A 12,263-nucleotide genomic window follows, 5' to 3' on the forward strand; every position below is an offset into this window, starting at 1 on the left:
TGTGCACCTTGGTCGCCGGTGCAACTTGGTCGGACGGGTGCACCGGCAAACCCGTCCGCATCGTTTCGGCCTGCCGTCCGGTCAGGAGTCGCGGACCACTTTGTGTGCTGCCGCCTGGGCCACCGGCCGCAGCACGATTTCATCCAGGTTGACATGGTGCGGCAGCGAAACCGCATAACGGACGACGTCGGCCACGTCTTCGGCGGTCAACGGCTCGGCCACCCCTCGGTAGACCTGCGCCGCGCGTTCGCGGTCCCCCAACCGGTTGAGCGCGAACTCTTCGGTCTGCACCATGCCCGGCAGCACTTCGATGACCCGGAGATTGTTGCCGACCTCTTCCAGCCGCAGCGCCTGGGTCATCGCCCGCTGCGCGGCCTTCGCGGCGTTGTACCCGGCGCCGCCTTCGTAGGCGACCAAAGCCGCCGTCGAGGTCAGGTTGAGCACCGTGCCGCGCCGACCGGCACGCAGCATCGGCAGGAACGCCCGGATCAGCTTCATCGAGCCGATCACGTTCGCCTGGAACATCCACTCCCAGTCCTCCGTTTTGGCCTGCCCCAGCTGATCGGCGCCCCGGGCGCCGCCGGCTACATTGATCAGGGTGTCCACCCCGCCGGCCGAAGATACCGCATCGAGGATCCGGGCCACTGCCGCATCGTCGGTGACGTCGCCGGCCAAGGCCACGGCGCCGGTCTGCGCAGCGAGCGCGGCCAGCCGGTCTTCCCGCCGCGCGACGGCGAAAACCTGCCAGCCCTGGCCGGCGAGCGCGCGCACCGTGGCCTCGCCGATTCCGGTGCTGGCGCCGGTGACCAGCGCAGTCCGCGGCGTCTGGTCCGGTCGGCTCGGATTCGTCTGAGATGGATTCACAGCGCCAGCATATCCGGCACCGGAATGAATCCGGCGGTTTCCCGGTTGCCGCGTGCGGGGAACAAGCTGAAGTCAACAGGCACTTTGTCAGGAGAACCATGAAAATCCTCATGATCGGCGATACCGGAGCCGTCGGTACCGCAGCCGCAGCAGCCTTGCGCGGACGCGGCCACCAGGTGATCGGAGCTTCCCGCAGTAGCGAACCGGCGATCGATACCTCTGATACCGCGTCGGTGCAAGCCTTTTTCGCGGCGGCAACCGAGCGCGGCGACCGGTACGACGCGATCGCGGTCGCCGCCGGGGGCGCGCCATTCAAACCGCTGGCCGAACTCGTTCCGGAGGATTTCAGTGCCGCGATCGGGCACAAAGGGATCGGCCAGATCGCCGTGGTGCAAGCCGGCGTGGACCTGCTCCTCGACGGTGGCTCGTTCACCCTGGTCTCCGGGATCCTCAGCACGCACCCGGTGCCGGACGGGCTCGCCGCGACCACCGCGAACGCGGTCGTGGATTCGTTCGTCAAGGCGGCGGCCGGGGCGATGCCCCGCGGAATCCGGATCAATGCGGTAAGCCCGACGGCATTGCTCGAGTCCTGGCCCGAATACGGTCCGGCTTTTCCTGGCTTCACTCCGGTGCCCGGCACCGAGGTGGGCAGCGCCTACGTCCGCTCGATCGAGGGAATTGAAACCGGCCGCGTGATCACGGTCTGGTAGCCGACTCAGCCATTACCGACCGGTGAATACCAATTCCGCTGAAGTGGCCATATTTCAAGCGACCCGCAGTCCCGTTGATTGCGGTTGGAGCCCGGTTTTCCGGAGTCGAATCGAACTGGCCGATATGCGACCGACGGACGCGATTCCGGCCGCGTGGCAGGTCGATGAAATTTCGACGAATTCCAAGAAAACCCGGGAAGAAACCTGAACTCCACGAAGCGCTGCGGAACTGTCGTCGGGCTTTCGGAGCAACCCGCCGGATGCCCTCGAATCCGGCTCGGAACCGGACTTTCGAACCGGCCGGATCACCGGGCTACACCCAGCCGAAGGTCAGCTTGCCCTTAGCTTCCCGCCGTAGCACTTGTGTAAGATAACTTTGGTTAAATATTCCACCTAATTGTGTTATTCTCCGGATGCATCTGATCGGAACCCAGAATTGAGCGCAGTACCCCAGATATCTGGCTTGCATAGACCGCGGATCGACTTCAGTCTCCAGCGGATTCTGCAGCACCAATTAGGACTCATTGTCGCAAATCACGGTTCCGGTAAAACCGCTGCTTTGGCTCATTGGGCCAAAACTTTGGAGCTGCCGGTCACCTGGATCCGCGCCTACCGTCCGGACCAGGCGCCCGGCGTCCTGGCGGCCCGGATCGTCCGGGAAATCGCCGAGGCACTCGGGCTGGAGGACGCCGGGGATTTCGATGGCACCATCCGGCGGATTAGCGAAGCCGATTCCGACGTCGTGGTGGTCGTCGACGACTTCGAGTACGTGCTCGAATGCGGCGTAGAGCAGGAAATCGAGAACTTGCTGATCGGCTGCGGCCGCCGCGTGCACATGGCCGTGCTGTCCCGTCGGCCCACCAGCTTCAATCTGGCCCGAACTGAAATGTGCTCGTTTTCACCGATCAACACCGAGGGGTTGCTCTTCGTACCGGCCGAGGCCCGGGAACTGTTCCGGCGGTATTACAACCGACGGATTTCCGGAGCCGATGCGCTCGCCCTGGTCGATCAGACTGGTGGCACTCCGGGCGCGCTGCACCTGATCAACCTGGCCACTGCCGCGATGACCGAACTCGAATTCGGCAACAGCCTGCACGACCAGGTCGAACCCTGGCAGAGCACCCGGGAGTACGTCGAAGGCCAGGTTCTGGCCTGGTTGCAGCCGGAGGAGAAGAACCTGCTGCTGCGCTGCGCGGACCTGCCGTTGCTCAGTGCGCAACACTGCGATTTGGTGCTGGGTAGCGACAACTCAGCAGACATTCTGATGACCCTGCAGAAGCATCTGGTGATCTTCCCGGTCAGCCGGGGGGTCTTCCGAGTCAGGGTCTCGGTGCAGAGCTACCTTTCCTGGTACCGCAAGACGATGTTCAACCCGTCGGTCATCGCCGCGGAACGCCGTCACGTCGCCGACCTACTGTGCGCGGCCGGCGAGCTGCAGATCACGGCTAGGATGCTGGCCTTGGCCGGCGAATGGGATCGGCTCAACGATTTGATCCGGCAGAATCCGGAACAGGTCGCCGCCACCGGCGCCTGTTCCTGGATCGCAGGAGTATCCGCCGAACGGATCGACTCCTCCCCCTGGCTGCAACTGGTCCAGGCCCGGAACCTCTACGACCTCGGCTACAAGAAAGCCGCCGAAGACCTGTCCAGCAAGCTCAAGCGGCTGCTGCCGGGCCGGGCAGCCATGGGTATCCTGCTGGAAATCTGGCAATCCGCTAACCTGTGGCAGGATCCACGGCAGATCGCCGAAGCCGGGCCGGCCTCCGCGCTCAGGATGGCCACGGTTTCCGATCCCGGCGCGCAACTGAGCCATTTCGACTCGGAATCCGATCCCCTGGTGCTGCTCGCGCGGGGATTGACCCTGCAAATGAGCGGGAACCAGTCCGCATCGCGGCTCTACCTCCGCACCTGCGCCGCCCAACGGGAGAGTGTGGAATCCCCCACCGCACCGCTGATCGCGGAATTGGTGCTCGCGGTAGTCGGCCCCTTGGCCGGCAGCCCCAACCCTTATGCACAGGCGACCGAAGCCAGCTCCGTGGCGCGACGATCGTACAAACACGGGCTCAAATGGATCGGCCGCCTGGCCAATGGCATCGCGGCCGCGCTGACGCCGCATTCGGACAGCGAAATCATCACCTCTGCGGTGATCGCGGAAAGCGATGAGCGCGGTGACGATTGGACTTCCGCCCTGGTTCTGTTGGTTCAGCTGATCACCAGGTTGCGCGACGGGCGTGCTGCCGCTAAGGACTTCGACGAATTGGCCGGCCGGTTCGAGACTTTGGGAGCCGGCACCTTGCTGGCCTGGACCCTGGCGATGCGCGCCCTGGTCGGCGCGAGCCGCAATGATTCAGCGGCGATCGGCTGTGCCCAACAGGCCGTCGAAGCCGCACAGCTGGCCGCAGTGCCAGGCGCTTTGGCGATCGCCCAGGCTGCTTTGGCCCAGGCCCAAGGGGATCCCGGCGGCGAACTCATGCGTTCGGCACGCGACTTGGCCCGGGCGAATGGCCTGGTCTGGCGACCCTGGACTTGGCTGCAGCACCGGGCGGCAAGCACGGTTCAGGTGGATTCGACGGAGGCCGCTCCGCAACAGCATGCGCTGCGCTGCTTCGGCAAATTCCAGTTGACCCGGGCCGGGGAACTCGTCGACCTGGGCGGGTTGCGCCCGCAGGCCCGCACGATTCTGATGATTCTTTCGGTCGCTGCCGGCAAACCGGTGCACCGGGAACGGATCGCCTATGCGCTGTGGCCGGAGAACTCCCTGGATGAAAGCCTGCACCGGGTCCAAGTCAGCATCTCCAATCTGCGCCGGATCCTGGAGCCGGAACGGCTCCGCGGGCAGGAGAGCATCATCCAACGGCAGGGCGAAGCCTATGCACTGGATCTAACCGCATGGGGGGCCAGCGATGTGGTCGAGTTCGAAAGCTCGATCAGCTCCGCCATGGCCGCGATGGCGCGCCAGGATGCTGCCGCCGCAGCCGCCGGGCTTGCCGCGGCAGTCGAACTCTACAACGATGAGTTGCTGCCCGAAGAAGGCCCGGCCGAATGGGTCATCGAATACCGCGAGCGGTTTCGTTTGGAAGCCGCGCAGGCGGCGGAAACCGGCGCTGCCATGTTGCTTTCGCTGGCAAAATACCCCGACGCGGTCCGGCTCGCCAACCGCTGCATCGAAATCGATGAATGGCGCGACGACGCTTGGCGGGTGCTGATCGAAGCCCACCAACGCTCCGGGAACACCGCGGCAGCGGCGAAAGCCGCGCAAAACTATGCCCGGGTTCTCGAGGCGCTCGGCGTGCCGGACAGTTTCGCCGGCAGCGCCTGAGCCCCGCGCTCCGATCCGATCCGATCCGAGCGGATCGGATCCGATCCGGACCTGCCGAGGAACTCCACCTCGCTCAGCGCGATCCGCGGATCGGAAGTGCCCGGAATCGAGCTCCGGACCGTGAGCTTGACGCCGACGACGTCGTCCTGGCCGAGGTAGAACTGCTGCACCGTCGGTTTGTCCGCCAAGTCCAGGTCCAGCGTCCGCGGGGCGCCGCCGGCGAGGCTGAGCTCAACCCGGAGGCCCAGCGGCCGGCCGGAGCCGAGGAACTGTTCGGATTGCTCGGCGGCACCGGTTCGGATCTGCAGGAAGACCAGCCGCACCGGCAATTGGTAGTGCGCCTGGAGGAACTCGCCGACCCCGTCGCCCGGCTGCGCCGGCTGCCAGGCCCGGTTGACCACGCCGTCGATCGCCAACTCCGGCGGGTGGCCTTCGGCCGACGACGAGGCTTCGATGCTGCTGGGCCGCAGCGGCGAGTTGTTGCTGAATTTGTCCTGCACGAAACCGAAACCGCTGCGCAGTTGCTCCCGGGCGGCGAACCCGCCGCCACCGAGCAGGCCGAGGATCAGCACAGTGGTCACGGTCCGGGTGGGGAACCGGTGTTGCCGGAATTTCGGCCGCGTACCGGCTCGGGCCGGCTTGCGCGCACGCGCCCCGAAAAGCCGCTGCCACCACGGGAGCGGGGCCACTTTCGGCGCGTCGAGCAGGCTGTGGGCGCACTGCCGGCAGAACTTCCGGTTCGGCGAGTTGCCGGTGCCGCACTGTCCGCAGATCAAGTCCCCGGGCAGACTGCCCGCCGGTCGCGGCCGGGGCTTGGCCCGGGGCGCCTTGAGTTTCCGCTTCCCCGGCCGGACGGCAACTGGTCCGGCCGGTTCGACGGCGCCAGGCCCGGTGCGCAGACTCGGATCCGCTTGCGCGCCCGGCCGGTCAGGCACCGGCGCGTAGCCGAGGGCGGGCTGCACCGGTGGCTCTGGAGCCGCCGATTCCGGAACCGGTACCGGCTGACCGGGTTCGGGAACGCCCGGTTGCGCAGCTTCGGGCGCCGCCGGCTCGGGCCGTCCGGCGACCGGCTCAGTGGCCTCGGTGGTCTCCGCCGGTTGGCCGTCCATCGCCGGCCGCACCGGTGCAGTTGGCACTGGCGCGATCGGCGCGGCCGGCTGCTCGGCTTTCAACCATTCCAAATAGGCCCCGCACTCGGCGCAGAACCGATCCCCCGGCGCGTTCTCCGCACCGCATTCACCGCAGATAACCGGGTTCTGGGTTTTCATGGCAATACCTCGATTCGATGCGGGATGTGCGCCGGTTTCGCTTCGCGCACGGTGGCCTCGATCAAGGCCAGGTTGAGCTCTGCACCGGCAGCGTTCTTGATCCGGACCAGCACTCCGGCCGGCTCCTGCCCCGGAAACGGCGTGCCCGGGCTGGTTGAGGCGGCAGATCCGCCGGAATCTTCAATGCTGACTTCGGCGGTCAGCGGCAACGCGACTTTGACCGCGGCCAGCAGGCCCCTTTTGGTGCCACGGGCGCGGTGCATCGGCACTGCGTCCCGGATCGTCTGGCGATTGCGCAGCGTTTCCCCCGCACCGGGCAAATCCACGCCGACCCACTGGGCCAACCAGGGCAGAAAATCCTCCGGAGTCAGATCCGGATCCAGATACGAGTCGAGCATGTCCAAAGTCGCCAGCATCGGGGCCAGTGATTCGTCGAAGCCGAGCAGGAACCGGCTCATCAGGTCGTCTTCCTGCAAGACGGCCGGCAATCGCGGCCCGAACGGCGCCGAGCTGCGCAGCCCGGGAACCATGCCGCGCATCAGAGCGGAGCCCCGATCCGCACCCGGTGCTCGAAGGAGAACACCAATTCCTGACTGCCGAGAGCCATTTTCTGCACCGGATCACCGCGCTCTCCACTGATCGGATCGGCGGCGAAAAGCAAAACGTCGTCGACCAGCTCCACGCCCGGCAACGCTTGCAGCAAGGCATACACCTCGCCGGCGTGGACCGGTCGCCCGAAGGGCCAACCGTTGCCTACCGGGCCGCCGCGCACCGGGTCGAGGAACTGGTAAAGCGCTTCGACGGCTTGGTCTTCGAGCCGCTCCCGGTCCGCGGCCGGTTTCGCGATGAGTTTCGCGACCACGGTCACGCCCTTGTACAGCGGCGGTTCGACGACCAGCCGGGCGCCGATCGGCCGGCGTTCTTCCAATTCCCCGGCGATGGTCTGCAGCACCGACTCGCTGGGCACCAGATCCTCGAAACGCAGCCGCCCATCCGCTTCGGCAGCTGCGGCCGGCACCACCAGCAGCCGGACGCCATGCTGGGCCTCCGTAGCAGCAGCCGGCACGCAACGCACCCGGGCGATCGACGGTGCCGCGGCGAGCGCAAGCTCTTCGTAGTCCTCCGCGGTGACCGCGCGGTCCCGGCTGCGCAGGGCCAAAGGACCTCGTTGCATCGCCTCCGCGATTGTCTCTGCCGCGATGCCGCCTTGGGCCGGGCGCCGGTTGTAAACCTCGGAGACGAACGGGACCGATCCGCGGAGCACTGAAATCGCCCGGGTGGACAGGTTTCCGCTCGGGCCTCCGCCGACCCGGTATTCCGGAATCCGGATCGCCGCGCCCAGCGGAGGCAGCGCCCCGAATTGCCGCAGGCTTCCGTCTGCTTCGCGCACCGCGGGCGGAAAATGCACCAACCCGGCCGAGCGGTCCAGCATGACCACCGGGTCCGAGTCGCCGAATCCGGCGAACGAGTCGACTTCCTGCCAGCGCTGCCACCCCGACCCGGTGGCGACCTCCACGGACAGCGGCAGCCCGTCGTCGACCATCGGCCCATGGGCCAGGGCGAAGACCTGCCCCGGGACCCCTTCCGAGATTCCCAAAGTCTCCTCCTGCACCGTTTCCGCGTGCGCCGCGCGAACCACACCGCCGATGCTGAACGCTTCGAGCGATCGGATCACCGGAGATGCGCTGTAGAACGAAAAGCCCTCCTCCGGCACCGTGACCCGGCAGCGAATCCAGCCGGCCCGAACGCCCGAGAGTACCGAAGCGGTATGCCCAGCCGGCAGCACCAGGAGCACATCCCCGGCTTTGTTGAGTCCCCCGGTGCCGTCGTCCTCGACGGCGCAGGCCCGCCAACTCTTGCCGGTCCAGGCTTCCCACACCAAGGGTGGACGCCGCGGGTCGACGCCGACACCCCGGACGCTGCAATCGAACCGCAAGGCGATCAAGGTGTTCGCCGCCGCATCGTCGAGCCCGATCAGCAAACTGTCGCCTTCGGCCGGCTGCGGGCTGAAGACCGGCTGTTCCGCGGCCGAACCGAGCTGTTCGAACCGGTCGATCGGTTCGCCGTCGACGGCTGCGGCCAAGAGATAGGCAAGTTTCCGGGGCGGGATGGACAGCTCCGCGGTGGTCTGGAAAACCACCGCCGCATCGTCGTCGGTACGCCGGGTCGCCGCTTCGGTGCCGAGTGGCACCACCACGGCTTCCGGCCGGGCAGCCGAAAGTTTGACCACCAGTTCCGTGGTCGCTGCCGCCGGAGCGTGCAACTGGACGCCGAGCAGATCCAGGAACTTCACGTACAGCCGGTCCGGTACCCGGTTCAGCCGGTACGAGATCTCATCCATCATGAACGCGAAAGATTCGATCAAGGTCACCCCGGGATCCGAGACATTGTGATCGGTCCACTCCGGGCAGTGGTGTGCGATCCGGCGTTTGGCGTCGTCGACCAGGTCCTGGAATCGGCGGTCGTCCAAATGGGGTGCGGGGAGCATCAGGAATCTTCCTCTCGGTGCCGGGGAATGACGTAGAACGGGAAGACCAGGTTGCGCGGGTCGTTGCTGCCCCGCAACGCGTAGGAGATGTCGATCAACAGCACTCCCTCATCCACCTGGTCGAACCGCACGGTGACGTCTTCGAGGTCGATGCGCGGCTCCCAGCGCTCCAGCGCGACCTGGACCGCATAGGCGATATCGCCTGCCGTCGAAGCGTCCGCCGGGGCGAAAACGTAATCGTGCACGGCGCAGCCGAAGTCCGGCCGCATCGGGCGTTCCCCCGGCGAGGTCGCCAGGATCAGGGCGATGCTTTCTTCGACCTCCCGGGTGCTGTCGACCAAGGCGACGCTGCCAGTGCGGTCGGTGCGCAACGGAAAGGGCCAACCGGCCCCGACGAAGTCTCGTGCCATGGTTTTCCTGCTTCTCTTCTCCGCCGTCGGGGCGGGGGTTGATCGGGTATCGGGCTGGCCCGGCGCGGACCGCCCGGGTGTACTGCATCGGGCGGACATCAGTTGATCTTGACCATCGCGCCCTTGACTTCCGTCATGGCATCGCCGAGCAGCTTCACCGTGGCGCCCTTGAGCAGCAGCTCGGAGGTGGCCTCGAGGCTGATTTTGGGTGCGCTCAGGCTCAGCGGGCCGGCGCTGCTGGCGATCTCCACCCCGGAGCTCGCCTTGATGCCGACCTTGCCCGAGGTTTCGATCTCGACGCCGCCTTCGCCATTCTGGATCAGCGATATCCGGTGTCTGCCGCCCTTCGTGGCCACGTTGATCCGTTGCTCGCTCGAGGATTCGAGGAACTCCACCTGCATTCCGGTCCGCGAGGTGAAGGAGCGCCGGCGAACCGAATCGCTGCCTTCCCGTTGGCTCTGCCACGGTTCGGCCGGCAGATCCTCGCCGTTGTAGAGCCCCCCGAGCACATACGGCTGGTTCAATCCGCCGTCGCCGAAGCCGACCAGCACCTCATCGCCCACCTCGGGCAGCACCACGGCTCCGCGTGCCTTGCCGGCACCGGCTTGCACGGTGCGGGCCCACCAAGACTCCACCTTCTCGCCGTATGCCGGAAACATCACCCGGACCCGGCCCAAATGCTCCGGGTCGTCGATCGCGGTGACCAATCCGTTCACCACCGCCGCCCGGCCGGAATCCGGTGAAGCGCGGTTTCCCGCGGCAAGTCCGAGCAAGCTGCGCTCGGAACCGGCGCTGGCACTGAAGTTGACCTGGTAGCCGCTTCCCTGGCCGAACTCGTGCCGGGCAGCGGTGAGTGTGAACCGGGCTTTGAAAGCCGCGCCGACCCGCAACAGCACCGGTCTTCCGGCATGCAGTCGGGTGTTTCCCCGGGCGGTTCCTTCGATCTCCGCGAATCCGCCGCCGAGCCGATCCGCGAGCGCTTCGGCGTGGCGCTGCGCCAAAGCGCTCTGATCGTAATGCGGCATCGCCACCGTGTGCCGGCCCTGGTTCACTGCGGCGACCGTTCCGGCGAAAGGCGTGCCGGACACTTCCCCGGTACGGGCCGCGGGCTTGGCCACGACGCTGATCGGTTTTTTCGCTTTGACGTCCCAGCCACGCACTTCGACGTCTGCCACCTGTTCCGCAGTCGTGAGGCTGCCATGCAACCGGATCAGATTCTGGCCGCTGTCCAGGATCAAAGGATCGCTGCCCGGTTCGCCCTGGGCCGGAGCCGAATCGGCCGGCTCGGCTTTGGCGAAATGCAGCTTGCCGCTGCGCACGGACAGCGTGCAACCGCTTTGTCCCGCCAACAATTGCAGGAAATCCCAATCGCTGCACGCAGGCTGCACCAGATGCTCGAAAATCGGTCCGCCCTGATCGACCGTCCCGGTGGCAAGTCCGGCGCGCTTGGCGATTTTGGCCACGATGTCCCCGGCCTTCATGTCCGTATAGACTTCTGCCCGGCTGCCACGCTGCAAACGGTGCACCCCATCCAGGCCACGCAGCAGCAGGTGGGCGCCGTCGGCCCCGACTTCGAAGTCCAGAGCGGTCACCTCCCCGATGAAAAGCGGAGCTTGATTCGAAGGCCCGCTCTGTTCCATGCCGATTTCAATCGGGTCGCCAATCGCGAACCGGCTGCTGCTGAGCAAGCCGAGTTCCGGGTCCCGAAACCGCAACAGCAGGAGGTCGGCACTGAACAGGCTCTGATCGACGTACCCGGAGACCAGGGCGCCTGCCAACGACGCCTCCAATGGCGCCCCCTTGAGCTTCACCCGAGGGGTGAAGCTCACTTCCTCACCGTGCGGCATGGACCGCCCGCTTCCGGCGTTCCGCCGAAGCTTCGGAGTCCCAGGCGTGGCCCGCAGGCGAGCGCGCACCCAGCTCCTCAACCGCCGGCAGCATGATTTGGCTTCCCGGCTTGAGTTTCATCGGGTTGTCGATCCCGTTGGCCTCCGCCAAAGCCCTCCATTTTCCGGCGTTGGCATACTCCTGATAGGCGATGCCGGCCAGCGTGTCCCCGACGACCACCCGATGGATCTTCCGCGGCAACAACCCGCCCGAGGTGGGGTTCTGTTTCGGTGGATCGCCGGCGAGCTCTTCCAGCGACAAGGTGCAGACCGCCCGGACCGGGAGGCCTCCAGAGGTGAACAAGGTGTATTTCGCCGAGACGCTGGCCACGTAGCCCATGAATCCGGTCAGGCTGCCCCACCGGAACTGGACCCAGGGCGGCGATCCCTTCTTTTGGCTCTGCGATTCGCTGGTCGGCACACAGCACTCCAGGAGCTTGTTGACTACCGCGACCACGTCCCCGGACTGGGCCTGCGAGGAATCCAGGAACATCTCCAAGGCGAGCTTGGACGGTTGCGGGCCTTGATACTGCGGCGGCGCGCTTTTAGCGCTCCCTTTGCCTGCTTTCCGGCTCCAGGACGCAGCCTTGGCGATGACCAGCTCCTTGGGGTTGAACTGGAAGTCGATCCGGGCCAATTTCGGTCCCGGGTTGTGCATCGAAGCGTCTTTGGACGGTTCGAACAGCTGCAAATAGGCCCGCTCCAGCTTCGGCCGGGATCCGGCTTTCCCGGCACCTCCGATGCCGGCGGCGGTCATCGTGCCCGCGGTCTGTGTCATGGTGATTCTCCTCGGTTCGGCAAACAGTCGGGCTCAGGCGCTCGGCAGGAATCCATGGTGGGCGATTTCGACGGTCTCCATCACGACCTTCGGCTGGTCCGGATTCAGCACCGGTCCGGTCCAACGGACCGGGACCACGTCGTAAAGCGACCATTCGGCGATCACCGTGCCTTGCGCGTTCATCGCCTGGATCATGCCGGTGCAGCGCTGGTATCCGGACGTCATCGAGGCGAACCAGGTCGCCACCTTCTCGGTTTCTCTGCCCAAAGGGCGGCTCAGCTTGATATTGGGGTATTTCAACCGGCTGGGAAGCTGCCAGACGAAATCATTGTTGCCGCCCTCCTCGCGTTGCTCGATGACGACCTCGGCACCCAGCCCCTCGCAGGTGCTGAAGGTGCCCAAATTCGCCGAGTCGAGCGCCAATTTGTAGCGCACGCTCAGCGCGGTATCCGTGTCCTGCAACAATTCTTCTGCTCCTCCTGCTCGCCGGGATGGTTTCCGGGTGGCTCATCTGTCGGTAGTTTCGGTGCGCTGGCCGGC

At 66.2% G+C, this 12,263-nt stretch carries 10 protein-coding genes; 2 read left to right on the forward strand and 8 right to left on the reverse strand.

Features of this window, described 5'->3' with window-relative positions:
* Window positions 1–81: 81 nt before the first annotated feature.
* The gene (locus JOE69_RS01755) at window positions 82–864 is read right to left on the reverse strand and encodes an SDR family oxidoreductase (RefSeq protein ID WP_309795556.1); all 783 of its coding nucleotides are present in this window, start codon (window positions 862–864) and stop codon (window positions 82–84) included.
* Between the two features lie 98 nt (window positions 865–962).
* Between JOE69_RS01755 and JOE69_RS01760 the strand changes: the two genes are divergently transcribed.
* Both JOE69_RS01760 and JOE69_RS01765 read left to right on the forward strand, forming a co-directional pair.
* Window positions 963–1,574: a short chain dehydrogenase gene (locus JOE69_RS01760; protein ID WP_343876600.1), complete on the forward strand. Its 612-nt coding sequence runs from the start codon at window positions 963–965 to the stop codon at window positions 1,572–1,574.
* A 559-nt stretch (window positions 1,575–2,133) separates the two neighbouring features.
* The gene (locus JOE69_RS01765; RefSeq protein WP_309795561.1) at window positions 2,134–4,893 is read left to right on the forward strand and encodes an AfsR/SARP family transcriptional regulator; all 2,760 of its coding nucleotides are present in this window, start codon (window positions 2,134–2,136) and stop codon (window positions 4,891–4,893) included.
* Here JOE69_RS01765 and JOE69_RS01770 read toward each other — a convergent pair.
* The 7 genes from JOE69_RS01770 to JOE69_RS01800 all read right to left on the reverse strand — a co-directional run bounded on the left by JOE69_RS01770 (window position 4,836) and on the right by JOE69_RS01800 (window position 12,188).
* Window positions 4,836–6,161 carry an NADase-type glycan-binding domain-containing protein gene (locus JOE69_RS01770; RefSeq protein ID WP_309795563.1) on the reverse strand — a complete coding sequence of 442 codons (1,326 nt, stop codon included), beginning with the start codon at window positions 6,159–6,161 and terminating at the stop codon, window positions 4,836–4,838. The genes JOE69_RS01765 and JOE69_RS01770 overlap by 58 nt on opposite strands.
* Complete coding sequence (locus JOE69_RS01775) at window positions 6,158–6,700, reverse strand: phage tail protein (protein WP_309795565.1); 543 nt, start codon at window positions 6,698–6,700, stop codon at window positions 6,158–6,160. Before JOE69_RS01775 ends, JOE69_RS01770 begins: the two co-directional genes overlap by 4 nt.
* A complete protein-coding gene (locus JOE69_RS01780; RefSeq protein ID WP_309795567.1) occupies window positions 6,700–8,649 on the reverse strand; it encodes a putative baseplate assembly protein in 1,950 nt (649 codons plus the stop codon). The genes JOE69_RS01775 and JOE69_RS01780 overlap by 1 nt, the downstream gene beginning before the upstream one ends.
* Window positions 8,649–9,059, reverse strand: a complete 411-nt coding sequence (locus JOE69_RS01785; protein WP_296363293.1) for a gp25 family contractile injection system sheath assembly initiator — start codon at window positions 9,057–9,059, stop codon at window positions 8,649–8,651. Before JOE69_RS01785 ends, JOE69_RS01780 begins: the two co-directional genes overlap by 1 nt.
* Window positions 9,060–9,157: 98 nt before the next feature.
* A complete protein-coding gene (locus JOE69_RS01790) occupies window positions 9,158–10,888 on the reverse strand; it encodes a VgrG-related protein (protein ID WP_309795569.1) in 1,731 nt (576 codons plus the stop codon).
* A 4-nt stretch (window positions 10,889–10,892) separates the two neighbouring features.
* Complete coding sequence (locus JOE69_RS01795) at window positions 10,893–11,723, reverse strand: CIS tube protein (RefSeq protein WP_309795571.1); 831 nt, start codon at window positions 11,721–11,723, stop codon at window positions 10,893–10,895.
* 33 nt (window positions 11,724–11,756) lie between these two features.
* Window positions 11,757–12,188, reverse strand: coding sequence for a phage tail protein (locus tag JOE69_RS01800; RefSeq protein WP_309795573.1), 432 nt, complete (start codon window positions 12,186–12,188; stop codon window positions 11,757–11,759).
* Between the last annotated feature and the right edge of the window lie 75 nt (window positions 12,189–12,263).

The organism is Arthrobacter russicus, from assembly GCF_031454135.1.
Classification (GTDB): domain Bacteria; phylum Actinomycetota; class Actinomycetes; order Actinomycetales; family Micrococcaceae; genus Renibacterium; species Renibacterium russicum.

Excerpts from the sequence above, each read along its gene's own strand:
- JOE69_RS01780 (WP_309795567.1), bottom strand. The coding sequence starts at position 8,649 with ATGCTCCCCGCACCCCATTTGGACGACCGCCGATTCCAGGACCTGGTC.
- JOE69_RS01760 (WP_343876600.1), top strand. The coding sequence starts at position 963 with ATGAAAATCCTCATGATCGGCGATACCGGAGCCGTCGGTACCGCAGCC.
- JOE69_RS01770 (WP_309795563.1), bottom strand. The coding sequence starts at position 6,161 with ATGAAAACCCAGAACCCGGTTATCTGCGGTGAATGCGGTGCGGAGAAC.
- JOE69_RS01785 (WP_296363293.1), bottom strand. The coding sequence starts at position 9,059 with ATGGCACGAGACTTCGTCGGGGCCGGTTGGCCCTTTCCGTTGCGCACC.
- JOE69_RS01775 (WP_309795565.1), bottom strand. The coding sequence starts at position 6,700 with ATGCGCGGCATGGTTCCCGGGCTGCGCAGCTCGGCGCCGTTCGGGCCG.
- JOE69_RS01795 (WP_309795571.1), bottom strand. The coding sequence starts at position 11,723 with ATGACACAGACCGCGGGCACGATGACCGCCGCCGGCATCGGAGGTGCC.